Origin of the sequence: Deinococcus sp. LM3 (genome assembly GCF_002017875.1) — a bacterium.
Classification (GTDB): domain Bacteria; phylum Deinococcota; class Deinococci; order Deinococcales; family Deinococcaceae; genus Deinococcus.
Map to the genome: position 1 here is coordinate 2757623 of NZ_MUFV01000001.1, position 25302 is coordinate 2782924.

The 25302-nt window shown below is 71.5% G+C and carries 25 protein-coding genes; 7 read left to right on the forward strand and 18 right to left on the reverse strand.

All coding sequences use genetic code 11. The annotated features are described in order from the left end of the window. Window positions 1-88 precede the first annotated feature (88 nt). Entirely contained in the window at window positions 89-937 is an 849-nt protein-coding gene (locus tag BXU09_RS12965) for a prephenate dehydratase (protein WP_078303723.1), read from the reverse strand. A 69-nt stretch (window positions 938-1006) separates the two neighbouring features. Here BXU09_RS12965 and BXU09_RS12970 point away from each other — a divergent pair, with 69 nt between their 5' ends. Then, entirely contained in the window at window positions 1007-2422 is a 1416-nt protein-coding gene (locus BXU09_RS12970) for an amidase family protein (protein ID WP_240501234.1), read from the forward strand. A 222-nt stretch (window positions 2423-2644) separates the two neighbouring features. Here BXU09_RS12970 and BXU09_RS12980 read toward each other — a convergent pair whose 3' ends face one another. Next, a complete protein-coding gene (locus BXU09_RS12980; RefSeq protein ID WP_078303735.1) occupies window positions 2645-3262 on the reverse strand; it encodes a septum site-determining protein MinC in 618 nt (205 codons plus the stop codon). A gap of 31 nt (window positions 3263-3293) precedes the next feature. Next, entirely contained in the window at window positions 3294-3425 is a 132-nt protein-coding gene (locus BXU09_RS21950; RefSeq protein WP_274540272.1) for a hypothetical protein, read from the reverse strand. Window positions 3426-3477: 52 nt separating this feature from the next. Here BXU09_RS21950 and BXU09_RS12985 point away from each other — a divergent pair, with 52 nt between their 5' ends. Further along, on the forward strand, window positions 3478-3858 hold the full coding sequence (locus BXU09_RS12985) for a S1 RNA-binding domain-containing protein (protein ID WP_055362658.1): 381 nt from the start codon (window positions 3478-3480) through the stop codon (window positions 3856-3858). Between the two features lie 144 nt (window positions 3859-4002). Then, entirely contained in the window at window positions 4003-5334 is a 1332-nt protein-coding gene (locus BXU09_RS12990; RefSeq protein WP_078303744.1) for a trypsin-like peptidase domain-containing protein, read from the forward strand. A gap of 88 nt (window positions 5335-5422) precedes the next feature. On the opposite strand, the gene BXU09_RS12995 is transcribed toward BXU09_RS12990, so the two are convergent. From BXU09_RS12995 to BXU09_RS13040, 10 genes are all read right to left on the reverse strand, one after another. After that, the gene (locus BXU09_RS12995; protein ID WP_078303749.1) at window positions 5423-6301 is read right to left on the reverse strand and encodes a hypothetical protein; all 879 of its coding nucleotides are present in this window, start codon (window positions 6299-6301) and stop codon (window positions 5423-5425) included. A gap of 69 nt (window positions 6302-6370) precedes the next feature. Further along, window positions 6371-6652 carry a hypothetical protein gene (locus tag BXU09_RS13000; RefSeq protein ID WP_055362661.1) on the reverse strand — a complete coding sequence of 94 codons (282 nt, stop codon included), beginning with the start codon at window positions 6650-6652 and terminating at the stop codon, window positions 6371-6373. Window positions 6653-6731: 79 nt separating this feature from the next. Beyond that, window positions 6732-7535, reverse strand: a complete 804-nt coding sequence (locus BXU09_RS13005) for a [LysW]-aminoadipate kinase (RefSeq protein WP_078305017.1) — start codon at window positions 7533-7535, stop codon at window positions 6732-6734. Between the two features lie 72 nt (window positions 7536-7607). Beyond that, window positions 7608-7931 carry a DUF1294 domain-containing protein gene (locus BXU09_RS13010; RefSeq protein WP_078303754.1) on the reverse strand — a complete coding sequence of 108 codons (324 nt, stop codon included), beginning with the start codon at window positions 7929-7931 and terminating at the stop codon, window positions 7608-7610. A 9-nt stretch (window positions 7932-7940) separates the two neighbouring features. Continuing rightward, window positions 7941-8936: a 4-hydroxy-3-methylbut-2-enyl diphosphate reductase gene (ispH, locus tag BXU09_RS13015; RefSeq protein ID WP_078305018.1), complete on the reverse strand. Its 996-nt coding sequence runs from the start codon at window positions 8934-8936 to the stop codon at window positions 7941-7943. 110 nt (window positions 8937-9046) lie between these two features. Then, window positions 9047-10537 carry a phospholipase D-like domain-containing protein gene (locus BXU09_RS13020; RefSeq protein WP_240501236.1) on the reverse strand — a complete coding sequence of 497 codons (1491 nt, stop codon included), beginning with the start codon at window positions 10535-10537 and terminating at the stop codon, window positions 9047-9049. A 318-nt stretch (window positions 10538-10855) separates the two neighbouring features. Further along, entirely contained in the window at window positions 10856-12529 is a 1674-nt protein-coding gene (locus BXU09_RS13025) for a glycerol-3-phosphate acyltransferase (protein WP_078305019.1), read from the reverse strand. A 46-nt stretch (window positions 12530-12575) separates the two neighbouring features. Then, the gene (locus tag BXU09_RS13030; protein WP_078303762.1) at window positions 12576-13280 is read right to left on the reverse strand and encodes a DUF4388 domain-containing protein; all 705 of its coding nucleotides are present in this window, start codon (window positions 13278-13280) and stop codon (window positions 12576-12578) included. A gap of 38 nt (window positions 13281-13318) precedes the next feature. Beyond that, window positions 13319-14824 carry an NAD(P)H-hydrate dehydratase gene (locus tag BXU09_RS13035; RefSeq protein WP_078303766.1) on the reverse strand — a complete coding sequence of 502 codons (1506 nt, stop codon included), beginning with the start codon at window positions 14822-14824 and terminating at the stop codon, window positions 13319-13321. A 1-nt stretch (window position 14825) separates the two neighbouring features. After that, window positions 14826-15644 carry a tetratricopeptide repeat protein gene (locus BXU09_RS13040; protein ID WP_078303770.1) on the reverse strand — a complete coding sequence of 273 codons (819 nt, stop codon included), beginning with the start codon at window positions 15642-15644 and terminating at the stop codon, window positions 14826-14828. A gap of 353 nt (window positions 15645-15997) precedes the next feature. Between BXU09_RS13040 and rsmA the strand changes: the two genes are divergently transcribed. The 4 genes from rsmA (at window position 15998) to BXU09_RS13060 (ending at window position 20445) form a co-directional block, all read left to right on the forward strand. Beyond that, window positions 15998-16870 carry a 16S rRNA (adenine(1518)-N(6)/adenine(1519)-N(6))-dimethyltransferase RsmA gene (gene rsmA, locus BXU09_RS13045; protein WP_078303774.1) on the forward strand — a complete coding sequence of 291 codons (873 nt, stop codon included), beginning with the start codon at window positions 15998-16000 and terminating at the stop codon, window positions 16868-16870. A gap of 78 nt (window positions 16871-16948) precedes the next feature. Next, window positions 16949-17977, forward strand: a complete 1029-nt coding sequence (locus BXU09_RS13050) for a carbohydrate kinase family protein (protein WP_078303777.1) — start codon at window positions 16949-16951, stop codon at window positions 17975-17977. A gap of 68 nt (window positions 17978-18045) precedes the next feature. Further along, a complete protein-coding gene (locus BXU09_RS13055; RefSeq protein ID WP_078303781.1) occupies window positions 18046-18675 on the forward strand; it encodes a hypothetical protein in 630 nt (209 codons plus the stop codon). 222 nt (window positions 18676-18897) lie between these two features. Next, entirely contained in the window at window positions 18898-20445 is a 1548-nt protein-coding gene (locus BXU09_RS13060) for a gamma-glutamyltransferase family protein (RefSeq protein WP_078305020.1), read from the forward strand. 24 nt (window positions 20446-20469) lie between these two features. Here the strand turns inward: BXU09_RS13060 and BXU09_RS13065 are convergent, their stop codons facing one another. The 5 genes from BXU09_RS13065 to fabZ form a co-directional block, all read right to left on the reverse strand. Next, a complete protein-coding gene (locus BXU09_RS13065) occupies window positions 20470-21210 on the reverse strand; it encodes a class I SAM-dependent methyltransferase (protein WP_078303784.1) in 741 nt (246 codons plus the stop codon). A gap of 41 nt (window positions 21211-21251) precedes the next feature. Then, window positions 21252-22508, reverse strand: a complete 1257-nt coding sequence (locus tag BXU09_RS13070) for a polysaccharide deacetylase family protein (protein ID WP_078303788.1) — start codon at window positions 22506-22508, stop codon at window positions 21252-21254. Beyond that, window positions 22505-23596 (reverse strand): glycosyltransferase, encoded by a 1092-nt coding sequence (locus tag BXU09_RS13075; protein WP_078303790.1) that lies wholly within the window; start codon window positions 23594-23596, stop codon window positions 22505-22507. The genes BXU09_RS13070 and BXU09_RS13075 overlap by 4 nt, the downstream gene beginning before the upstream one ends. A 56-nt stretch (window positions 23597-23652) precedes the next feature. Continuing rightward, window positions 23653-24798: an LptF/LptG family permease gene (locus BXU09_RS13080; protein ID WP_078303794.1), complete on the reverse strand. Its 1146-nt coding sequence runs from the start codon at window positions 24796-24798 to the stop codon at window positions 23653-23655. A gap of 73 nt (window positions 24799-24871) precedes the next feature. Then, window positions 24872-25300, reverse strand: coding sequence for a 3-hydroxyacyl-ACP dehydratase FabZ (gene fabZ, locus BXU09_RS13085; RefSeq protein WP_055363750.1), 429 nt, complete (start codon window positions 25298-25300; stop codon window positions 24872-24874). Window positions 25301-25302: the final 2 nt, after the last annotated feature.

Below are 25302 nucleotides of genomic sequence, written 5' to 3' on the forward strand. Positions count from 1 at the left end.
GCCCGCGCCTCCCGCCCGGCCGCGCTGACGTGGGGGCGATACCGGCCCGCCATGACCCGCCCGTGCCCTTTTACCCGACTGTGCTCTGTTACCCGACGGTGCCCTGCGCCGCCGGGTAAGACCCGATGATCTTGGCGTAACTCGCCTTGCGCAGCACCCCCGCCAGCGCCTGCGCCACACGCGGATCACGGGCGTCCCCCTCGATATCCACGTACATCAGGTAACTCCAGGCGCGGTCCCGGCGCGGGCGGCTCTCGATGCGGCTCAGGTTCAGGCCGCGCAGCTCGTTCAGCGTCTCGACCAGGAAGCCCGGCGTGTGCCGCACCGCGAACACCAGACTCGTCTTGTGCGGCGCGTCGCTCGGCGCGGGCTCGGCGCGCGACAGGATCATGAACCGCGTGAAGTTGAACGGTTCGTCCTCGATCTCGCATTGCAGGATGTTCAGGCCGTACAGTTCCGCCGCGCGGCTGCTGGCAATCGCGGCGAGGTCCCGCTCGCCGCTCTGCGCGAGGTTCTTGGCACTCCCGGCCGTGTCGTGCGCCGCGACCGGCTGCCAGCCGTGCTTGCGGATCAGCACCGTGCACTGATCCAGCGCCGGCTGCTGACTCGCCACGCGCCGGATGTCCTCCAGCGCCACGCCCGGCAGCGCCATCAGGCAGTGAGACACCCGCACGATCACCTCGCCCGTCACGTGAAGGTCCGTCTCGCTCAGCAGGTCGATGGACTGGTGAATGGCGCCCATCAGGCTGTTCTCGACCGGCAGCACCCCGAACTCCGCCTCACCCGCCTCCACGGCCCGCGCGACCTCATGGAAGGTCGGGTACCCGCGCGACTCGATGTCACGGCCCTCACCCAGAGCGTTCAGGGCGGCGATCTCGCCGTAGGAACCGGGGTTCCCCTGGAAGGCGACAGTCAGGCGGTCGGGGCGTTCACTCATGCGCCCGAGGCTACCGCACCGCGTCCCAACCTACCCTCCGGGCCGATAGACGTGGGTACAGTACAGGGCGTGACCCTGACCATGCCCGACCCGATCCTCGATCTGGACGCCTGCTCCCTGGCCGCCGCCACCCGGCGCGGCGACCTGACCGCCAGCGAGGTCACCCGCACCTACCTGACCCGCCTGCACGCCCTGAACCCCCACCTGCACGCCGTGATCACCGTCAACCCGGACGCCCAGCGCAGCGCCGACGCCCTGGACGCCCTGAGCGAGACCCGGCGCGGCCCGCTGCACGGCGTGCCCGTCCTGATCAAGGACAACATCGACGTGGCGGGCCTGCCCACCACGGCCGGAAGCCGCCTGCTGCTGGAGCACGTCCCCACCCAGGACGCCCCGCTGGTCGCGCGCCTGCGGGCCGCCGGGGCCGTTATTCTGGGCAAGGCGAACATGACCGAATGGGCGAACTTCATGACCGTCGGCATGAGCAACGGCTACTCCAGCGCCGGCGGGCAGACCCTCAACCCCTGGGGAGACACCCTGGACACCGGCGGCAGCAGCAGCGGCAGCGGCGTGGCCGTCGCCGCGCGCCTGTGCGCCGCCGCCATCGGCACCGAGACCAGCGGCAGCATCGTCAGTCCCGCCCACCAGAACGGCGTGATCGGCCTGAAACCCACCCTGGGCCTCGTGCCGCGCACCGGCGTGGTCCCCATCAGCCACAGCCAGGATACCGCTGGCCCCATCACCCGCAGCGCCCGCGACGCCGCCCTGATCCTGGCCGTCATCGCTGGCCCGGACCCGCACGACGAGACCAGCCGCCGCCGCCCCGTCCCGGACCTGCGCCTCCGGGACGGCGTGCTCGGCCGCGCGCACGTGGGCATCATCCGCGACGAACCGCACGCCACCCCCGCCGAACAGGCCACCCTGGACCACCTGTGCGCCCGCCTGGACGCCCTGAACGTCACCCGCCTGGACGTGACCTTCCCCACCCGCCAGGAACTGAACGCCAGCGGCTGGAACCTCGAAGTCCTCGAATACGAATTCAAGGGCGACCTGAACGCCTACCTCGCCGGGGTCACGCACGGCCCCCGCAGCCTCCAGGACGTCATCGACGCGAACGACCGCGACCCGGAACGCCTGCTGCGCTACGGCCAGACCCTCCTGCACGCCGCGCAGGGCACCCGCGGCGACGCCAGCGAGGCCAACTACCGCCGCGCCCGCACCCGCGACCTGGACCTGACCCGCACGCGCGGTTTCGACCAGCTGTTCGCGCGCGGCCTGGACATCCTGATCTTCCCCGGCATTCACGGCTGCGGCCTGGCCGCCAAGGCCGGTTACCCCAGCCTCGCCCTGCCCGTCACGCCCCCCGGCACCGACACCCCCGGCGGCACACTGCTGGTCGCGCCCGCCGGACAGGACGGCCGCCTGCTGTCCCTGGCCTCCGAACTGAACCGCGAACTCGGCGGCGTGCGCTTCCCGGCGGTGTAGGAGGGAAGTGGGTTGTGGGGAGCGGGTTGTGGGGAGCGGGAGGCCTTGACATGGCCGGCCGGACCGCGCACACGATGTTGACCATCAACCATCAACCATCAACCATCAACCATCAACCATCAACCATCAACCATCAACCATCAACCATCAACCATCAACCATCAACCATCAACCATCAACCATCAACCATCAACCATCAACCATCAACCATCAACCATCCGCCTACTTCTGCGTGTCGATCTGGATGACTCCTGCGTTCAGGCGGGCGATCTCGGCGGTGGGTTGTTCGTCGCGGTGGCGCATGTTGTTCAGGCTGCTGCCTTCGGGTGCGCGGGCGACGGCGTCACCGATGCGGATCTGGGTGCTGGCGATGGGCCGCGCCCATACGATGGCGTCGCTGTGTCCGCCGCTGCCGGCGTGCGCCACGCCGCGCAGGGCGCCGATCACGATCACGTCGCCGCCTGCCACGATCTCCGCGCCGGGGTTCACGTCGCCCAGCACGATCACGCTGCCCGGATACTCGCCGCGAAACCCGGCGCGCAGGGTGTTCGGGACGATCACGGTCCGCGCGGGTGGCAGGGGAGGCCGGGCTTCCGGGGCGGGCGCGGGGGCGGTGACGGTCACGCGCGGCGCGCGGATCCGGCCCGGCGTGCCGCCTGCCGCGCGGATGTGGGCCAGTGCGACTTCCAGGGCCTGCGGGTCGGCGTCCCCCTGCACTTCCAGGGTCACGTGGGTGCCCAGCAGGTCGGCGCGCACGGCGAGGGACTCGTGGACCGAGTCGGCCGTGTCACCGGGTTCGAGCAGGAGGTTCATGCCGCCAAGCGTGCCGCGCAACTTCATGAGGCTCAATCTAGAGCATCGCCGACCCCGGTCAGGCGGGCAGAGTGCCGCGCTGCACCGGGTTCAGCGCCGCCGCGCCGGGACTGTGCAGCGCGGGCTTTCTGAGGAGCGGGCGCAGGGTTTCTTCACGTTCGCGCGTGGGGTTGGGGCGGGTGCGGCGCACGGGTGCGGGGGATGGTGTACCATGAGCCTCATGCTTTTCAAGGAGAACACCTTTGGTGCAGCTTGATTCCGGCGCGGTCGTGGAGGGCCGCGTAACGCGCGTGACCGACTTCGGCGCGTTCATTCAGTTCGAGAACGGCGAGACGGGCCTCGTGCACATCTCGCAGATCGCCCACTCGTTCGTGCGCAACATTCACGACCACGTCCGCGAAGGCGAGAACGTGGAAGTGAAGGTGCTGGGCCGTGACGAGCGGGGCCGACTCGACCTTTCGATCAAGGAACTGCTCGAGGAGCCCGAGGAGGTGCCCCGCCCCCGTGCCATCGGACGGCAGAGCCCTCAGTTCGAGGCCAAGCTCCGTTCCTTCATGCGTGACGCCAAGGAACGCACCACCGCAGGTGGTGGCAAGAAACCCGCCGGCAAACGCAAGAAGTAACCCCGCATCCCGGCCCCGTGCCGGACACCCCGCAGAGGCCGCCGTCCACCCGGACTGGCGGCCTCTGGCGTGCCACCCCTGTCCTGGGGGCGTGCCGTGTCTTTTTTAACCGGCCTGTAACCGCCGCCCGGCAGAATGCCACCCATGAAACGCTCCCTGTCCATCCTGGCTCTGACCGGAACCCTCGCTGTCGGTGGGCTGGTCGGTTACGAACTGAACACCCGCACGGCCCCAGTTACGGTGTCGGCCACCACGTCGGCCGCCACGCAGACCGCGCCGGACACCAACCTCACTGCCGGCAGTGGCGCGCAGGGGCAGATGGTGCCCGCCGCCAGCAGCACCTATGACGGAGGCCGCGCCCGCACGGAATCCGAGGCGAACACCGTGCAGGTCGTCAAGGACCGCCAGGACGGACTGGTGTTCGTGAGCGTCAAGGAGAGCAGCGAGGACAGCGCCCAGGCGCAACTGCGTCAGCGTCTGCAACAGCAGTTCCCGTTCGCGCTCCCCGACGACGGCAGCGGGCAGGAGCAGACCGGTACCGGCAGCGGCTTCTTCGTGACGGACAGTGGCGACATCATCACCAACAACCACGTCGTGGAGGGTGCCAGCGAGATCACCGTCCGCCTGCACGGCGACGACACCGAGTACACGGCGAAAGTCGTGGCCCGCGCCCCCGACTTCGACCTGGCCCTGATCCGCGCCGAGGGACTGCCCGCCGGGGCCGCCCGACCCATCCCGCTGGGCGACAGCGACAACCTGGACGTGGGCCTGAAGGCCGTCGCGATGGGCGCCCCCTTCGGCCTGGACTTCAGCGTGTCCGAGGGGATCATCAGCAGCCTGGAACGCACGGTGCCGGTCGGCACGCGCGGCGTGCAGCAGAACGTCATCCAGACCGACGCCGCCATCAACCCCGGCAACAGCGGCGGCCCGCTGCTGGACAGCGCCGGGCAGGTCATCGGCGTGAACACCCAGATCCTGACCGGCGGCAGCGGCCAGAGCGCCGGGGTGGGCTTCGCGATTCCCGTGAACACCGTCAAGAAACTCCTCCCGCAACTCCAGGCCGGCAACGGCGGCGTGATCCAGACCCCCACCCTGGGCGTGCAGTTCACGGACCTGAGCGTCCTGAGCGAGCAGCAGCGCAAACAGGCGGGGCTCCCCGCCCAGGGCGCGCTGATTCAGGAGGTCGCGCCGGACAGTCCCGCCGCCGCCGCCGGACTGCAGGGCGGCACGACCGCAGGGCTGGAACTGAACACCCCGCAGGCCGCAACGCAGGGCGGCGCGGACACCCTGAGCACCGACGGAGACATCATCACCGCCGTGGACGGCCAGCCCATCGGCGAGGGCGACGACCTGCGCCGCGCCATCATCGGCAAACGCATCGGCGACCGCGTGAAACTCACCGTGCAGCGCGCCGGGAAGACCCGCACCGTCGACGTGACCCTCAGCGCCTTCAGCTTCCCCAGCAACAGCCAGTAAAGTCGCGCTCGGGCCACATCGTCTCAACGGGGTCCGGGTGCCCTGTTCCCAGGACGAGAGGCTGACCTCTGCCGGTCACGCGTGGCGTTCAGATGAACCCGGTTGAACGCGGTTTCTGCGTCCCCCTGGCCTGAAGTGGAAGGGTGCGCGTCCGGTCGTGAAGCTCGTCCAGAGTCCGTCTGACGGTGCGCCAGGCGTCACTGATCAGGGCGTCGTTCAGGAAGTCCCCTTCCCTCAATTCATGGGCGGGGGTGATGTAGTCCCGGTAGTGCCGGAGGCGGTAGGGAAAGTCCAGGACGGTGGGCGTGATCCACCCCTGATCGCGGGCGACGGCCAGCAGGACGTCGAGCCGCCACTCCCGGACGTTCCCCAGGTGCCGTGGGGCGGCGTGCGCCCTGTCAGGATAAGACTGGGCGCAGGCCATGAGCACGTGCTCCAGAATGGCGCCCAGGCCCAGGAACATCGGGCGCGACAGGCCCGCCTGCTGGAGTGCCACGGCCTCCACCCACCTCTCCCGGAGCAGGGTGCGTTCGTCATCCGTCAGGAAGACATGCTGAAAGTCGGGCACGCCCAGGATATCGGGGGTCAGGGGCTTCCAGGGAATGACCAGTGGGCGCAGTGTGATCGCCGAACCTGTGATTGCCGAACCCGTGTCCTGCGTGAGAGTCCAGCCGTAAGGCGCGAGGATCTCGTTGAACACCTGTCGCAGGGCGGCGCGCGTTTCCTCGGCCGCATCGGCTTCCAGCACCGTGCGCAGCAGCAGTTCAAACTGCCCGCGCCGCTGCGTTTCCTCGATCACGCGCGCCGTGTACCTGATCCTGGACTCGTCCCTCAACCGCTCGAAGTCACCCCCCAGACCCGCGAACAATTCCGCAAGTTCCCGCGCCTTCCGGTAACCGCTGGGGCCATCGGTGATGGCCTGAACCAGTTGCCGGATCGCAGTCTGCCGGAGGGTGGGGAGCGTCATGGGAACAGGGTAATCGCCGCCGGGGTCCCTGCGTCCTGAAGGCGTTCGGCCTGCGTCAGCCGAACAGACCTAACCGAACAGCGGGCCGAGGTCGGTCATCACGCCGGTCGCCTGGGCGGGCGTGAACACGTACGATCCGAACACCGCGTGGAATTCGTCGTGGGTCAGGTGACGGGTCTGGCCGCTGGGACCGGTCGCCTGGACCTGTTCGCCGCGCGCGGTCAGGCGGTACTCGCCGAGTTCGCGGACACTGGCTTTCCTGCCGCGTCCGGCACGCAGCAGGGCGGTCACGCGGTGCTCGCAGCCGCCTCTGACGTTCAGGAATTCCAGGAGTTCAGCCGGGGTCAACATCGGCTGGGAAGCATAGCACCCCCGCCCGCCCAGGCGGGAGAGGGTGCTATGGGAGAAATCCGGTCTACGAGAGACGGTACTACGAGACGACGGTGCCGGCCCCGGCGAGCGCGGCGCTGATGGGCTCCCCGGCGCGGGCGTCTCCGAAGATCACGCGTTTCACGCCGCCCTGCACGGCCTCGGCAGCGCCCAGAACCTTCTTCTTCATGCGGTCCTGCGCGAATTCCAGGTAGCTTTCCACGTCGGCGGCGGGAATCTCGCGGATCAGGCTGCTCTCGTCGGGGAAGGCGCGCAGCAGGCCCGGCACGTTCGAGAGCAGCAGCAGCGCGTCGGCTTTCAGGGCGACGGCCAGCGCGGCGGCGGCGCGGTCACCGTCCACGTTGATGGCCACACCCTCGTAGGAACTGGCGGGGGGCGTGAGAACCGGCAGGTAGCCGCCCGCCAGCAGCAGGTCGATCAGGCCGGTGTTCACTTTCTCGACGGTGCCGGTGTGGTCGCCGCGCAGGATCTTCGTCTTGCCGTCCTCGACGATCCGCACGGAGTCCTTGTGGCGGCCCTCGAAGATGCGGCCGTCGAGGCCGGACAGGCCGACGGCGTTCACGCCGAGGCGTTGCAGGCGTTCCACGATGCCCTTGTTCATCTTGCCGCAGTACACCATCTCGAAGATTTCGAGGGTCTGGCGGTCCGTGAAGCGGCTGGTGTACCCGCTGGGGCTGGTGACGAAGCGGGGGGGGTGGCCCAGGGCCTCAGCGACGCGGTTGGTTTCGCCGCTGCCGCCGTGGACGAGGATCAGTTGCTCTCCGGCTTTCCAGCGCCGGGCGAGGTCCGCGCAGACGGCGTCGTAATCGATTCCGGCGCTTCCGCCGACCTTCACTACTATCATGCGGCGCATCCTAGCGCGTGACAGGAATGAAGGTCAAATGATTTTCAATTGATAGGGGAGAGTGGAGACGGCTCAGATCCAGACGACCAGCGCCAGCAGCGCCGCCCACGCGACGGCCCACCACAGGCAGATGCGCCGGAAGACCCGCTGGTACGCCACCTTGCGGGTCTTGTGCCGGAAGACCTGCTGGGCCGCCCACGACCCGGCCCAGCCGCCCAGCCGCTCGAAGCGGTGCAGCGTCGCCTCCGGCAGGCGGCCCTCGCGGGCCTGCGCCAGTTGCTTGTCGCGCCACACCGCCACGAACGCCACCAGCCCCCACACGACCTGCCACGCCACGAAGACCCGGAACAGGAAATCCAGCAGTGCCGGGACGTTCAGTTGCCAGTCACTGCCCACCCGCGCTCCTCACTGCTGGGTGCGGGGCAGCGCCTGGGTGGGCAGGATCTTCTTCGGCTCGCGGAACTCGATGTTCTCCCACTCGCCCTCCTCGATGACCTCCAGCGCCGGGTTCAGCGCCCGGAAGTGCGCCACGACCGCCTGCACCAGATCGTCCGGCGTGCTGGCCGCGCTGGTGATCCCCACCGAGCGCACGCCCGCAAAGTCCACACCCGCGAGGTCCGCCGCCGTCTCCAAGCGCACGGAACGCCCGCACTCGGCCTCCGCGAGTTCCAGCAGGCGCATGCCGTTGCTGGAGTGCGTGCTGGTCAGCACCAGGAACAGGTCCACCTGCGGCGCGATGGCCTTCACGGCGTCCTGGCGGTTCTTGGTGGCGTAACACAGGTCCTCGCTGGGCGGCACCACCAGCGCCGGGAAGCGCCCACGCAGGATGTCCACGGTGCGGCGCGTGTCGTCCACACTCAGGGTCGTCTGGGTCAGCACCACCAGCTTCTGCGGGTTCGGCACCTGCACCGTATGCGGGTCGTGCAGGCCCTCGCCGGTCTTGCCGAGCACGCCCACCAGGATGGTGTTCTCGGGCGCCTCGCCCTGCGTGCCGATGACCTCCTGATGCCGGGCACTGTCCCCGATCAGCAGGATCGTGAAGCCCTCACGGGCGTACTTTTTGGCCTCGGTGTGCACCTTGGTGACCAGCGGGCAGGTCGCGTCGATGGTCGCCAGTCCCAGCGCCCGCGCCCGCTCGCGTACCGCCGGGCTGATGCCGTGCGCGCTGAACACGACCGTCTCGCCGCCCTGCGGAAGGGCGTCCACGCCGTCGAGGTCCTCCACGAAATGCACGCCGTACCCGGCCTGAAGGCGGTCCACGACCGTGTGGTTATGCACGATGGAGTGGTACACCGTCACCGGCCTGGATTCGGTCTGTGCGGCCTTCTCGACCGCCTGAATCGCCATGACGACCCCCGCGCAGAAGCCGCGCGGCTTGGCAAGGTGAAGGCGCTCAACCACGCGCGACCACCGGAAGGGCACAGGAGACGGAAGGAACGAACGACGTCATGCCCGACAGTGTAATGCCCGCCTGCCGCGCAGACCGTGCCCCCGGCAGCCTCCCGGCCCGGTCAGGGTGCGCCGGCCGGAACGCGGCCCAGCCACCACTCGTCCGGCACTGGGCGGCTCGACGTGCGCCACGCCTCCGCGAACGACACGCTCTGCGCCGCCACCGCCCCCGCATCCGAGGTCGCCAGGGCCGCCTCGGCCAGTCCCCACGGCCCCCACGCACTGAAATGAAAGTTGATGCTGCCCGCCACGACCACCGATCCGTCCACGACCAGCGCCTTGGTGTGCAGGGCGAACGTCGTGTAGCGCGCCTCGAACCGGTCCTCCAGGCCGCGCCGCCGCAACTCGCGGCGCAGCAGGGCCACCGCCGAGCGGTTCGGCACGGCCCCCACCCCGTAATCCACCAGCAGCAGCCGCACGCGCACGCCCCGCTCCAGCGCCGCGAGCACCGCCCCGAAGTACGGCGGTTGATCCTCCGCTTGGCACGGATCGGGCCGCAGGAACGCGAACCAGCACGTCAGCGACGTCCCGAAATCCGCCTGCATCAGATCCAGTGACTCCTGCGCCGCGCCGATCAACGCCAGTTGCGCCCGGTCCGCCTGATCCTCCCCGCCGGGCCGCCGGTACAGCAGGAACGCCCGCGCCTCGCCCGCCCGGACCGCCTGCTGCGCCGCCGACGGGTGCGACACCGGCTCCGCCTCGCCCCGCACGCACGCGGCGTTCACGGCGTCCGGTGCGACCAGCGGCGGGCAGCGCAACTGCCACGAGTGCCGCCACAGGTCATCGAAGGCCGCCACGCCCGCCTGCGCGACCGGCCCCCGCAGCCGCAGGCCCAGGTCGTGCAGGGACCGCGCCTGCGGCAACGATTCCGGCCCGCCCGCCGGCAGGTGCCACGGCGAGAAATTGAAGCCCGCCACCGTCAGATCCTGCCCGTCGATCACATGCAGTTTCACGTGACTGTGCGGCAGGAACCGGAAATTCAGGACCGACACCTGCCAGCCCAGCGCCGCGTCCCGTAACGGCACGCCCAGCGCCCGCAGGTCGCGCACCAGCGCCCGCGCCGGCCCGGTCCCGTCCGGGTCCAGCGGGTCCGGGTAGCCGCCCAGCAGCACCCGCACCGACACGCCCTGCGGGTACTCGCCCGGAGCGGCCTGCACCCGCGCGTGCAGGTCCCGCACGGCCCGCGCGAAGGTCCAGCCGGGCATTCCCGGCCCGCCCCGCCACTCCATGGAGGTCAGCAGCACCTCCGAGCGCGCCCCGACCACCTGCTGCGCGATCCGGTCGAAGGCGTCCACCGGCGTGTTCAGGTCACGGGGCGTGCGCAGGAACTCCACGAACGCGTTCCCGCACGACAGGTCCGATCCGCCCGGCGTGCGGACCGCCTCCCACAATGCCCGCTCCAGCGGCCCGGCCGGTTCGCCGCAGGCTCCGCCCGCACCCGCCGGAGGCCACCCCGCCACCACTGCCGGACGCGCCGGCCCCAGCCACAGCGGCAACTCGGCCGCCCCGACCCGGCCACCCAGCAGTGCCAGAAGGATCAGGACACCCCGCACCCCATCCGCCCATCCCCACCCGCCACGCCGCATCTGGCCCGCAGCATAGGCGCCCGGCCCCGGCGATACCGGGGTTCTGGCGGTCTGGCCCTCCATCAATCGTTGACCTTCGGAGGCGCACGGCAACATCAGGGGGCCGCGCGGCGTTCCGCAGCGGCCCCCAGGGTGAACAGCGCGCCGGGGTCATACGGACTCCGATTGTTTCGTTAACAGATCGGAACACCGCCGATCTGTTAACTCCACGTCCGGAACCCGTTTTTCTCCTACTCGCTCTGCTCGGATTGAACGGCTTTGCAAGCCATTCAATCGGAGTCCGTATCAGTCGACGACTTCGAAACCCAGTTTCGCGGCCTGCTCGACGAAGAAGTTGATGTTCTCGGTCAGCGTCTGCGGCCCCAGGCTCTTGCGCCAGTGCTCGCCGGTCGCGGCGATGATCAGCGTCTCGGCGAGGCAGGCGGGCACCTGTCCGTCCCCGAACTGCAGGTCGATGTTGCTGGTCATGCCGCCGGGAGGGCGCACCACGCCGCCCGGAATGACGCGCACGCCGGGAATGGCGGCCACGCTCTCGTCCACGTCGGCGGGGCGGCCCTCGTCGAAGATCCACGCGCCACTTTTCACGTGCTGCGGGAAGATCACGGGGTTCGGGTCGCTGGTCGCCGTGAAGATCAGGTCCGCTTCCTTCAGGGTGTCGTAACTGGTGGTCGTGACGATCTCGGTGTCCTTCGACGCGCGGCGCAGGGTGGCGGCGCTGCGTTCCAGCCTCTCGAGATCACGGCCGATCATGATGACTTTGCCCACCTGCGGGGCGATGGTCCGCGCGATCCCGAACGCGACCACGCCGTTGGCCCCGACGATGCCTGCCGTCGCCTGTTTCAGGTCGCGGCCCTCGGCGGCGAAGTGCTCCAGGATGCCCGGAATGGCGGCCTTGATGGTCCCGGACGTGTACGCCCCGCCGTTCGTGATGGTGATGTCCGGCACGGCCGCCTGCACGTCCACGCCCTTGTTGCCCACCACCGACCAGAACGCGCCCAGCCCGAAGACCTCCGCGCCGAGTTCCTGCGCCAGCCGCGCGCCCTCGATGGCGCGGCGCGTGGCGAGGTCCGGGTTGTCGCGGAATACGTCCGGCAGCAGCGGACTGGACAGCAGGTAACAGCGGATGCTCTTGCCGTCCGTGGTGCGGATGCCCTGCAACTCCCCGACCTTCATGGGACGCAGGCTTTCGGCCATCTGCCGCACGCCCGCCTCGCTGATCAGTCCCTTTTCCACCAGTGGACGCAGCCACGCGAAGCGCCGCGCACTCCAGAAGTTCTCCAGGGTCATGGGGTGAATCATGAACGCCGCGACCACCTCGTCGCTGCGGCGTCCGGCCAGCGGCACCGCCTCGCCCAGGCGGGGTTCGGTGCCGTCCAGCATGCGGCCCAGGTTCTCCTTGAAACGCCACGTCGCGGCGACCAGCAGGGCCAGCGCGCCCAGTTTCGCGGCCGGCCCCAGTGGCAACGTCGCCACCGCCAGCGCGAAGGCCAGCAGGCCCGCGAGGGTCGCGGCGCTCACGTACCCCCAGAAGCCCGCCACGCCCGCGTACACCACGACCGGCAGGGCCGCCACCCACAGCGGCGCGGCGCCCGTCACGGCCAGGGCCGCCATGACGCCCAGCAGCACCAGGTTGCCCCGTCCGCGCGGCGGCGTCTGCCCGTACAGCGCGCGCGGCGGGTTCAGGTGCCCCAGGTACGCGGCGAGGCCCGCCAGGAGCGTCACCTCGGGCACGCCCAGGCTGGAGGCCATCAGGACCGCCAGGAACCCCTTGGCGGCGTCTAGGGCGGCGGTCGTGGTGGCCAGACCCGGCCCGACCCGGTACAGGACGTTCTCGACCCCCAGGTTGTGCGCGTTCATGACGCGCACGTTCACGCCCGAGCGCGACAGGACCGCGTGCCCGAGCGGGACACTGCCCACCAGGAACGCCACGAGTAACAGCAGGGCCGACAGAAACAACATGCCGGTCATTCTAGGGCAGCCGCTCCCTTCCTGACCGCCCGGCCGGTCAGCTCAGGTTCTTCTGCTCCCACACGAGGTCGCGCAGCACCCAGCCGCTGCCGGGAAAACGCAGCCCCAGGCGCAGTTCGCCCAGCAGGTAGTCGCGGACCTCGTTCAGGGGCGTGCCGATCGAGACCGCGTCCCCCAGGGTGCGTTCGCCGTCCAGAACGCGCGCCACCGGATGCAGCGCCGCCCGCTGCCGGGTCGGCATCAGCCGCAGCCGGAACCACTCGAAGCGGTCCTGCGGCTCCAGTCGCCCGTCCCGGACGGCCTGCGCGACCACCTGCGCCACCTGGAACAGCGGCACCTCGGCCTCGCGCGCCGCCGCCCGCACCGAGCGGCCCTGCGGCACGTCGAACAGCGGCAGCTGACCCTGGAACACCCGGCTGGGACTGCCGATCACGCCGCACACCTGCCCCCACTCGTCACTGATGCGCGCCCAGTCGGTCGAGAAGTGCCCGTACGCGCCCAGCGGCGTGCCCGTCACGGCGCGCGGCTCGAAGGTGAACATGCCGGACTCGGGCAGCATCGGGCTGGCGTGCAGCGCCTCGCTGCCCAGCCAGTCGAGAATGCCGCCGGACACGATCTCGCCGTTCACGAACGCCACCGTGAACGGCACGTCCGCCTGAACCTCCAGCACCCCCGTCTGACGGGTCGTGTGAATCAGTTCCAGGACCCCAAGGAGGGGAAGGTCGCTCAGCAGGCCTTGCATGGATGCGTGCAACGTAGCACCTCCGGATGGGGGAACAGTCAGGGAAACTTCACGCCGCGCGGGTGCATGTGGGGGGGAGGGTCGGCCGCGCACAGATCCCGCCACGCCCCCCCGAGTTCCTGCGCGACGTCCGAGGCGCTCAGGCCGTAGCCGTGCTGCCCGGCGGCGCGCTCCCCGGCGCGGGCGTGCAGGCGCACCCCGGCCACCGCCGCGTCGGCCGCGCCCAGCCCCTGACCGAGCAGCGCGGCCAGCACACCCGAAAGGGTATCGCCCATGCCGCCGCTCGCCATGCCCGGATGCCCGCCACGCGACACGCTCAGGCCACCGGCATGCGCCACGACGCTCGGGCCGCCCTTCAGGACGACCGCGCCGCCCAGCCGCGCGTGCAGGGCGCGCGCCGCCGCCAGCGGATCACTCGTCACGTCGGCCGTGGCGCACCCCAGCAGCCGCGCCGCCTCGCCCGGATGCGGCGTCCAGACGCAGCGGTCATGCCCGCAGCCCGCCAGTTCCGGTTGCAGCGCGTCGGCGTCCAGCACGGTCGGCACGCCCCAGCCCAGGATCTCGCGGGCCAGCGCGGCCGCGTCCGGACCCAGGCCCATGCCGACCGCCACGGCGTCCGGCCGCCCCGACTCTGGCGTGCCCAGCAGCGCCGAGCGCAGGTCCGCGTGCCGGTGAACCATCAGTTCCGGCATCAGCAGCGGCACCTGCGCCGCCGAGTGCACCGTGACCAGACCCGCCCCGGCCCGCAACGCCCCCACGCCCGCCATGCCCGCCGCGCCCACCGTGCCGGGGTGCCCGCCCACGATCCACACGCGGCCCGCCGCGCCCTTGTGCGCGTCCGCGCGGCGCACCGGCAGCAGCGCGGCCACCTGCGCGTCGGTCGGCTGTGCGGCCAGCGCGTGCGCCGCCACCCAGTCGCCGGGCACCCGCAGCGGCACCAGTTGCACCGGCCCCGCCCGCGCCGCCGCCGCCCCGAACAGCAGCGCCGGTTTCAGGCCCATGAACGTGACCGTCAGGTCCGCGCCCGCCGCGCCGTCCGGCACGGTCGCCAGCGAGTCCGTCAGGCCGCTCGGCAGGTCCACGGCCAGGACCGGCGCGCCCCGCGCCCGCGCCTCGTTCAGCGCCGCGATCACCCCCGCCAGCGCGGGCCGCAGCGGCGGCCGGAACCCGGTGCCCAGCAGGCCGTCCACGATCACGCCCGCCCCCGGCGCGGCGCGGGTCAGGGCCGCCGCGCTGCACGCGCGGGTCACGCCGCCCACCGCCCGCCAGCGCCGCCGGTTCAGCCGCGTCAGCGGATGCCGGGACGGCAGGGCCAGCACCAGCACCTCGCGGCCCAGGGCCAGCAGGTGCCGGGCCGCCACGAAGGCGTCACCGCCGTTCGCGCCGCCGCCCGCCAGCAGCAACGCCGCGCCGTGCGGGAAGGCGGCGTGCGCGGCGTCCGCCACGGCCCGCCCGGCCTCCTCCATGGTCAGGTCCAGCAGTCCGGCGGCCTCCAGGCGCGCGTCGACCGCCCTCGCCCCCTCGCCGTCCAAGACCCACGGCACGCTAGCCGCCGCCGCCGCGCAGCGCCAGGAACAGGACCAGCGCCGCGACCGCCAGCAGCAGCCAGCGCAGATTCCGCATGGCGGCGCTGCGCGCGAACTGCTCTTTCATCTCGGCGTCCGTGTCGGTCTTCGAGCGTTTCAGGCTCAGCCGCTGCCCCTGCCGGATGGACCGCACGCCCTCGGCGATCCGTCCCTGGCGGCGCAGCGCCACCCCCAGGTTGTGATGCCCACCGTCGTAATCGGGGTTCAGCAGCAGCACCCGCCGGTAGATCGCCTCGGCCTGCGCGTACCGCCCGGCCTCCATGTCCAGGTTGCCCAGGTTCGTCAGGGCGCGGTAGTGGCCGGGGTCGGCCTCCAGCGCGGCCTCCAGCGTCTGACGCGCCCGGTCCTCCTGACCGGTCACGGCCAGCAGCACGCCCTGCTGGTTGAGCGCCTCGGCGCGCGTGGCGTTCAGGGCCAGCGCGCCGCTCAGCGCCGCGGCCAGTTCATCCGGGTCCGTGATCTTCTGCGAGGCGTCCAGCGCCGCCACCGCCGCGCCCAGCGCCTGCGGGTCCAGCGCTGCCCGCAGCGCCGCGCCGTCCTCGCCGGTCAGCAGCGGCAGCAGCCGCGTCAGGTCCGCCAGCGCCCGCCGCACGCCCGGATAGCGCCGCGCCCGCAGCTCGTCCCGGAAGTCCAGCGCGGCGTCCAGCGCCTCCTGCAGGTCCAGCGGGGCCTGCTGCTCAATGGCCCCGGCCCGCGCCCGCGCCCAGTCACCCGCCGCGATCAGCTCGCCCAGCGTGGACGGCCGCTCGGGGGCCGGCGGGTCGAGCGGAACGGTCACGCCCCGCTCCCGGTATTGGATCGGGCCGCTGGGGCCTGTGCAGGCAGGCGGGGAACGCTCGGGCAGGACGGAACACTCACCCGCCGAGTATACTGACGCGTTGCAGACCCCGCCCCCAGCGGCGCCCGTTCCCAGCGGGCAGGCCTCCAGCGGGCAGGCCACCGTGGTCCAGTCCACCACGGCCGAGTCCACCATGGCCGAGTCCACCATGGCCCAGCTCCGCGCGGGCTCGCCGCAGCGCCCGGCCGGGCTTCCCCGCCCCCCCTTCTCCCCAGCCTTCCGCCGGACGTGGCCGCGCCCCCCCCTGCGCCTTCCCCCGCCGGCCCCCTCCCACCCCCATCCGGAGCCTTCCCTTGAAACACCCCGCCCCCCCTGCCTCCCAAGACGACGCGCCCGCCACGAGCGCCCCGCTGTACTCGCCGGCCCGCGTGCGCGAACTGCTGACCCGGCACGGCCTGAAACCCACCAAGAGCCTCGGGCAGAACTTCCTGATCGACGGGAACATCCTGCGCGCCATCGCCGAGGCCGGCGGGGCCGCGCCGGGCGTGCCGGTCCTGGAAATCGGCCCCGGCCTGGGCGTCCTGACCCGCGAGATCCACTCGCGCGGCGCGCAGGTCACCACCCTGGAAAAAGACGAGCGGCTGCGCGCCGTGCTGGCCGAGACGCTGGGCGACACCGACGTGCAGATCATCTGGGGCGACGCCCTGGACTTCGACTACGCTGGCCTGCCGGCCGGAACGCGCGTGATCGCCAACCTGCCGTACTACATCACGGGGCTGCTGCTCTCGCGGTTCATGCGCGCCCCCGCCATCGTGTCCGCGACCGTGCTGGTCCAGAAGGAAGTCGGGCAGCGGCTCGCCGCGAAACCCGGCACCGACAACTACGGCTTCCTGAGTGCCATCGCCGCGCTGTACGGCAGCGTCCGCCACGTCCGCGACGTGCCCAAGGGCGCGTTCCTGCCCGCCCCGGACGTGACCAGCAGCGTCATCCGCCTGGATTTCGACCGCGACCGCCCGGCCCCGGAACCCGAATTCCTGAAGTTCATCGAGGCGGCCCTGCACCACCGCCGCAAGACGCTGCGCAACAACCTGCGCATGATCGGCCACGAGGGCGAGGCCATCGACGCCACGCTCGCAGACCTGAACATCCGCCCCGACGTGCGCGCCGAGGACGTCGCGCTGGGTGACCTGCGTGACATGGCTGTGAAACTCGGCGTGATACGGTAGTCGCAGCATCTACACCCCCTCAAGCCCCACCTGAATGTCCACTGACAAGGGCCGTGAACCGCGCCCTGGAGGTAACCCGTGAAGTTCTACGTTATCGGCGACGTGACCGTTGACCACCTCTACCACCTCGACCGCCTGCCCGCACCGGGCGAGGAAGTCACCCCCCGGCACGCCAGCATGAAACCCGGCGGGGCCGGCGGCACCATCAGCGTCACCCTGGCCCGCCTGGGCCACACCGTCACCCTGGCCGCCCGCGTCGGTGACGACCCCTTCGCCGAGTACGCCCTGAGCCGCGTGCGCGAGAGCGGCGTCAGCGAGAGCGCCATCCAGCGCGACCCGGAACGCCTAACCAGCACCATCACGGTCATGCAGACCGGCGCGGGCGAACGCGCCATGATCAGCGACGGAGCCGCCAACCGCCAGCTCGACCCGGCCAAACTGAAAGCCAAGGACATCGAGTCGGCCGACGCCCTGATCATCAACGCCTACGCCATGATCGAGGGGCCGCAGCGCGAGTACGCCCTGAAGGCCATCGAGGCGGCCCGCAGCGCCAAGACCCGCGTGCCGGTCTTCATCGACCTGGGCACCGGCGCCGTGAACAAGGCCGGCACCAGCCTGAAAGCCGACGTGCTGGGCGCCGACTACCTGATGCTCAACCAGCACGAACTGCAGGCCCTGACCGGCACGAGTTCCATCAGCGCCGCCCTGGCGCAGCTCGGCGAGGCCGGCGCGCAGCAGGTCATCGTGAAGGTCGGCAAGATGGGCTCGATCACCTGGACGCCCACCGAGACCGAACTGGTCGACGCGGTGCGACCCGAAGGCAAGGTCGTCGACTCGACTGGCGCGGGCGACACCTTCACCGCCGCTTTCGCGCACGCCATCCTGGGCGGCGCGAGCATGGCCGGGGCCGCCCGCGCCGCCAACGCCGCCGGGGCACTCGCCGCGACCGGCATCGGCGCGCAGGAACGCTCGATCACGGCCGCCGACCTGGCCGGTGCGCTGCCCGGCGCGGCCCCCACCCCGGCCGCGCCCGCCGCCGCAGAGGCGCCCACTCCGGCGCCCGCCCCGGCCCGCACGACCCGCGCCCGCAAGACCAGCGCCAGCTGAGAGCAGGGGCATCCCCGCGCGGCCCGCCTGTCCAGACTGGACGGCGGGCCGCGCCCTATGCTGGGCGCATGACCGAGCGCACGCCCCACCACCCGGACCGCCCCCTGACCCACGCGCTGCACCGGGCCGCGACCGAACGCGGCCTGCACCCCGGCGACACCCTGCCGGACGTGCCGGAACTGTTCGCGCTGGTGCGGGACATGCCGTACGCCCGCGCCGACACGCACGAACCGGCCGGGATCATCGACGGGTGGCGCGGCACCTGCTCGACCAAACACGAACTGCTGGCCGCGCTGCTGGCCGAGGCGGGCCTGCGCAGCACCGTCATGGCCTGCACGCAGGAGATCCGCCCGCCCGCAGACGCCCCGGCCGAACTGCTGGCCCTGAGCGGCGGGCAGCCGGTCGTGGACGTCCACAACTACCTCGTGGTGCACGCGCCGCAGGGGGACATGACCGTGGACGCCACCTGGCCGCTCGCGGCCGCCGCCGCCGGACTGCCCGTGAACGCCGCGTGGGAATGGGGGCAGGATCAGGTGATCGCCTGCACCCCCCTGGAGACCTGGGCCGTGCCGGAAGGGGAGAGCGTGGCGGCCTTCAAGGACCGCGTGCTGCGCGAACGCTACACCTCGCAGGAACTCGAGCGGCGCGAGGCGTTCATTCAGGGCGTGGGCCGCCTGTTCCTCGCGCCGTCCCGCTAAGTCCACTGCGTTTCTCTTGTAGAGAAACCGCGCGGAGCGCGTGGCAGAAAAAGGACGTTGGAGCGGGAATGGAGAGGTTCCGGCGCTTTCCCGGAAGCTCGCAATGTGAGCTTCAACGTCCTTAGCCTCCTGCGCGCCGCTCCCGGATGCGTTAGCCTGCGGGCCGTGACCTACAACCCCGATTACCCCACCGTGCGAAGGCCCGTGTACGCCCGGCGCGGCATGGTGGCCACCAGTCAGCCGCTCGCCGCGCAGGCCGGACTGCGCGTCCTTCAGGAAGGCGGGAACGCCGTGGACGCCGCCATCGCGACCGCCGCCGCCCTGACGGTCGTGGAACCCACCAGCAACGGTATCGGCGGGGACCTGTTCGCTCTGGTATGGGCCGGCGGCGAACTGCACGGCCTGAACGCCAGCGGCGCCGCGCCCGCCGCCCTGAGCCTGGACGCCCTGCACGCGCGCCACGCGGGCGAGATGCCCCGCCACGGCTGGACACCCGTCACGGTGCCCGGCGCGGTGCGCGGCTGGGCCGACCTGCACGCCCGCTTCGGGCGGCTGGACTTCGCGCAGGTGCTGGCGCCGGCCGTCGCCTACGCCGCGGAGGGCTACCCGCTCTCGCCGGTCCTCGCGGCGAACTGGGCGCGGGCCACGCAGATCTACCGCCGCCTGAACCTCCCGGAGATGGAGGACTGGTTCCGCATCTTTGCCCCGGACGGCTTCACGCCCCACCCCGGCGCGCTGTGGCGCAGCGAGGGGCACGCCCGGACCCTGCGCGACATCGCCGCCACGCAGGGCCGCTCGTTCTACGAGGGGGACCTCGCCGCGCGCATCGACGCGCACGCGCGGGCCGGCGGGGGGCTGCTGCGCGCCGACGATCTGGCCGCGCACCGCAGCGAGTGGGTCACGCCCATCCACACCGACCACGCCGGCCACCGCGTGTACGAGATCCCGCCGAACGGGCAGGGCGTCGCCGCGCTGATCGCCCTGAACGTCCTGCGCGGCCAGCCGCTTCCGGAACGCCGCGACGATCCGCTCGGCCTGCACCGGCAGATCGAGGCCATGAAACGCGGTTTCCACGACGCGCACGCCTTCGTCGCCGACCCCCGCCACACCCCGGTGGACGTATCACACCTGCTGTCCGAGGCGAACGCGCAGGCGCACCGCGCGCGCTTAGGTGACCGTGCCCATGACCCGCAGACCCGCGCGCCCAGCACTGGCGGCACCGTGTACCTCGCCGCCGCCGACGACGGGGGGCAGATGGTCAGCCTGATCCAGAGCAACTACATGGGCTTCGGCAGCGGCGTGGTCGTGCCCGGCACCGGCGTCGCCCTGCACAACCGCGGACACAACTTCCACACGGACCCCACCCACCCGAACGCCCTGGCGCCCGGCAAACGCCCGTACCACACCATCATTCCGGGTTTCCTGGGCCGCACGGACGGCACCCCGGTCGGTCCTTTCGGCGTGATGGGCGGCTTCATGCAGCCGCAGGGTCACCTGCAGGTCGTGCTGAACACCGTCACGCACGGCATGAACCCCCAGCAGGCGCTCGACGCGCCGCGCTGGCAGTGGCTGGACGGCACCCGCGTCGAGGTCGAGGCCAGCCTGGGTGCCGACCTGACCCGCGAACTGATCCGCCTGGGCCACTCGGTCACGGTGCAGACCGAACCCGGTTCCTTCGGGCGCGGCCAGATGATCCGCCGCGACCCCGTCACCGGCGTACTGGAGGGCGGCACCGAGAGCCGCACCGACGGCCACATTGCCGTGTGGTGAGGGACGGCCCGCCCGGCCGGGCAGCTACAGGGCGCGGGTGCTGAACACCATCACGTCACTGCCAGCCTCCAGCGGGCCGCCCTGGAACGAGCCGGTCACGCGGGGACTCTCGAACCCCGCGAAGCGCAGTAGCCACTCGACCTCGTACCGCGTGTAGTAGCGCTGCGTCAGGGTGTAGTGGCGGCGGTTCAGGGTGCCGTCCGGCTGCGTGGTGTCCACGTGGTACTCGGTGGTGATGTGCTGCCGGGGCCGGTCGTGCCGCTGCACCAGGAACACGTCGGTGCGGCGGCCGTCCGGCGTGTGGAAGGTCTCGCCCTCGTGCCGCACGGTGTTCGCCTTCCCGAAACGCGGCACGTACAGGTCGAACACGAAACTGCCGCCGGTCTTCAGGTGCGCGTGAATGTTCTCCAGGCCCTGCAACTGCTCGTTCGGGGTGTACAGGTGCATCAGCGCGTTGAACGGCGCGATCACCGTCTCGAAGCGTTCATCCAGGCGGAAGGTCCGCACGTCGCCCTGCACGAAGCGCATGTTCAGGCTGTCTTTCGCGGCGCGTTCCTGGGCGCGTTCGATCATGCGGGCGCTGGGTTCCAGACCCGTGACGTTCACGCCGCGCCGCGCCAGGAACGACGTGACCCGCCCGGTGCCCGCCCCGACCTCCAGCACCGGGCCGCCCGCGCGTTCGCCCACCCCGCCGTAGAAGTGCAGGTCGTCACGGTACACGTCGTACTGGTGGTCGTACAGGTCGGCGAACTCGTCGTAATTCACGCCGCCCAGCGTAGCGCGTGCCCGCGCCTACTGCGGCACTCTTATCGCGGGACCTCGCCGTACAGCCGCAGGAAGTCCTCGCGGCTCAGGACACTCAGTTTAGGGGCCTGAGTGGTTGCGCCCGCTCCGTACGCGCGGCGCAGTACGTTCGCCCAGAGACGCAGGCGGCGCCCCGTGGCGGGCGGCAGGTCGTGCGTCTCGAAGCCCAGCCGCTCCAGGATCGGTGTGACCGCCGACTGGCAGTACACGGCCTGCGCCCCGCGCAGTTCCGGGCGGCGCTGCAGGTCGGCCGCGACCCGCCGGAAGTCCTGCCGGGCCACGCGCACCGTGCCGACCGGGCCGAGCTGCGACATCAGCGCGTTGTTCGCGTGGTACTCGGCGGCCGGGACGCCCGCGCGCAGGTGTAGGCCGCCGCCCGGTGCAGAGCCACGTAGCGTCAGTTCCGGCCCCGGAAACCGGGTGGGGGAGACGCGCAGGATCGAGTCCTTCAGGCCCCCGGCCGGTTCGGTGCGCGTGAGGCGGTCCAGCAGGCGGTCCAGGGCGCCCATCAGGCGGGGCGGGAGGTCGGCGGGCCGTTCCGTGCGCAGCCCCTCCAGCTGCGCGAGGCTGGTCGCTGTGTACCCGCGTTCCTTCAGGTCCGCCAGCACGCCGGGCAGCGCCGGGACGGTCACCCGCGCGCCGGGGCCCGCGTCGTGCAGCACGATCACGGCCCCCGGTTGCAGCGCGCGGCGCAAATGGGCGCGCAGGCCGCCGGGCGTCTGCCCGGCCCGCCAGTCCTGCCCTTCCAGGCTCCAGTGCGCTCCGGTCAGGCCGGCGGCCCGCTGGCCCAGCCGCGTGAACAGGCTGTACGCACCGTGCGGCGGGCGGTGCAGCGTCACGGGCTGCGTGCCGCCCACCTGCCGGATGACCGCGCCGATGCGGGCCGCCGCGTCGCCCGGATCACGCCATGCGCCCCAGGGGGTTCGCAGCCACGCGTGACGGTGTTTCACGGCGTGCGCCTGCACCTCGTGCCCCTCGCGCAGCATCCGCGCGATCAGATCCGGGTGCGCCTCCGCCTGCGCGGCCAGCACGAAGAACGTGGCGTGCGCGCCCGCCGCGTTCAGGGCGTCCAGTACGGCCGGGGTGCTGCGGGGGTCCGGGCCGTCGTCGAAGGTCAGGGCCACCACCCGGCGGGTCTGCGGCCCGGCGCGCAGCAGGCCCAGGTTCGCGCGCTGCCACAGCAGGAACGGCCCGCCGATCACCAGCAGGCCCGCCGCCGCGACGCCCAGCGCCGCCACGCGGTTCGGGGTGGACTTCATGCGCGCCCCAGGCGGCCCAGCACCGCCTGCGCCACCCGGTCGGCGGCGTCCGGGATGCCCAGTTGGCTGGCGGCGGCGCTCATGGCTGCGTGCGTGTCGGGGTCCAGGGCGCGCAGTACGGCAGGCCTCAACTCGCGCAGTTGCCGCGCCCAGATGGCCGCGCCGTGGCGCTCCAGCAGGTCGGCGTTGTGCTCCTCCTGTCCCGGAATGGGTTCGTGAATGACCATCGGCACGCCCAGCGTGGTTGCCTCGGCCACCGTCAGGCCGCCCGCCTTGCCGACCACCAGATCCGAGGCGGCCAGCAGTTCCGGAAAGTCGGTCGTGAAGCCCAGCCGGTGAACGGTCGCGCCGCCCACCCGCCCCACGCCCTGCCCGTCCGCACCGGCCAGCACCAGGACCTGCACGCGCCGCCCCAGGTTCGACAGTTCGTTCAGGACGCCGCGCAGCGCCCGGAACGTGCCGGTCCCGCCGCCCGAGATCAGGATCACCGGCTGGTCGGGGCGCAGGCCGTGGCGTTCTCGCAGCGCCGCGCGGTCCGCGCCGATCAGGGTGCGGAACACCGGCGCGATGGGAATGCCGGTCACGACCACCCGCTCCGGCGGGATCTTCCAGTCGGCCATCTGTCCGGCCGCCTCGGGGGTCGCCACCATCAGCAGGTCCGCCTCGGGCCGCGCCCAGTGGTGATGCACGCGGTAATCGGTGACAATCAGCGCGTTCAGGAAGTTCAGCCGCAGGCGCGTGCGGGCCGCTGCGGCCGCCGCCACCGGAATCGGGTAGGAACTGACGACCACCTCAGGCCGCACCTCGCGCACGTCGCGGACCGTGCCGCGCAGCCCCATGTGGTGAAAGGTGCCCACCACGGCGCGCGGTTCGCTCTCGCGGTCCGTCCAGTTGTAGAACGCGCGGTAGATGCCCGGCGCGTACCGCAGCCACAGGTCGTACGTGCCGGCCGTGACGGTCCGCTCGACCGGGTTCAGGTACGTCAGGAAGTCCGCGTGCCGGGCGTGTAGGTTCACGCCGCGCGCCCGCAGCGCCGTGTCCAGCGCCCGGTTCGCCTGATGGTGCCCGCGCCCGAAACCGGTGGACATGATCAGTGTCCGCAGTTCCGGCCCAGTTGGCCCGGTGGGGGGCGGTGGGGGTGCGGTCAAGTGCGCCTCAGCTGCCACAGGCCCGCCCCGGCAAACAGCACGTTCGCCAGCCACACGCCGGCCTCAGGGAAGGCCGGGATCAGGCCCGCCAGGGTCAGGCCCACGAAGAACAGCAGGTAGTACGCCACGGCGATCATCAGCGCGATGCCCAGACTGACGCCCAGCGTCCGCCCGAACCGCAGCGCGAACGGCAGGGCCGCCAGCACCAGCACCAGGTTCGCAAACGGCAGGGCCAGTTTGCGGTTCAGGTTCACGCGCGCCCCGGCGCGGTCGGCGGCGCTCACGCCGGGTGCGGTCAGCTTGGTGATCAGTTCGGGCCAGCCCTCGGCGTCCGCGCCGATCGCGTCGGCGTACTGCGCGAGCGTCTGCTTGCGGCTCAGGCCGGTGTCCACGTTCAGGGTGTCGGTGGCCTTCTCGGGCACGATCACGCTGGGGAACACGTCCTGCACCGCCGCGCGGAAGGCGGCCGGGTCGTTCTCGGGCACGCGGGTCAGGGCGGCGACCGCGCCGTAATCCACCACGAATGTCGAGTACCCGCTGAGGCTCAGGCGGTTGTTCTCGAAGGTGCCGCGCTCGGCCAGGATGACCGTGCCGCGCCCCGCCGAGTCCGGTTGCCACTTCTGCACGCGCACGCCCCGCAGTTCCCGCTTGCCGGCGTCGTAGCCCTGCATGGACAGCGTCAGGTTGTTACCCAGGTCCACGGTCTTGCCCACCAGTTGCGACAGGCCCGCGCCGGTCAGGGCGTCCCAGTACAGGCCGCGCGTTTCCACGTTCGCGCGCGGCGCGACCCACAGGCTCAGCCACACCGACAGGGCCGTGACGAGCAGCGCCACGGCCGCCGCCGGGCGTGCGATGCGGCCCAGGCTGATCCCGCCGCCCTGCACCGCCACGAGTTCCCGTTCGGTGCTCATGCGGCCGAACGCCACGACCGTCATCAGCACCACTGCCATCGGGAAGACCTTCACCAGCGTGTCCGGCATCTGGTACCCGATCCAGCGGGCGATCAGGCCCACCGGCACGCCACTGAGCCACTGACTGGAGATGAAGAAGTACCCGAAGCTCAGGACCGCCGTGAACAGCAGCGTGCCGGCCAGCAGCGGCGGCAGCAGTTCCGCCGTCACGTAGCGGGTCAGGCGCGTCACGCCTCACCCCGGCGCGGCGCGGGCAGGTGGACCGGATTGAAAGGTGACACGCACCTCTCAACCAGCGCCCCGGTCACCCTTTGCCCACCGCGAACAGAATGGTCGCCTCGGCCACCACCACGCCGTCCACCTCGGCGCGGCAGGTGGTCTTGCCCAGGCCCCGGCGCAGGAACTCCAGTTTCGCGTGCAGGTGCAGCTGATCACCGGGAATCACCTTTCGCCTGAAGCGCGCACCCTCGATCCCGGCGAGGTACCCGACCGTGCCGGGCTCCAGCTGCCCGTGCAGGCAGAACATGCTGGCCTGCGCCAGCGCCTCGGTGATCAGCACGCCGGGCATGACCGGCTCCTGCGGAAAGTGACCGGGGAAGAACGGCTCGTTGATGGTCACGTTCTTGATGGCGTGTACCGCGCCGTCCTCGATGGACAGCACGCGGTCCACCATCACGAACGGGAAACGGTGAGGCAGGGTCTTCAGAACGTCCTGAATCAGAATCGGGTCCATGC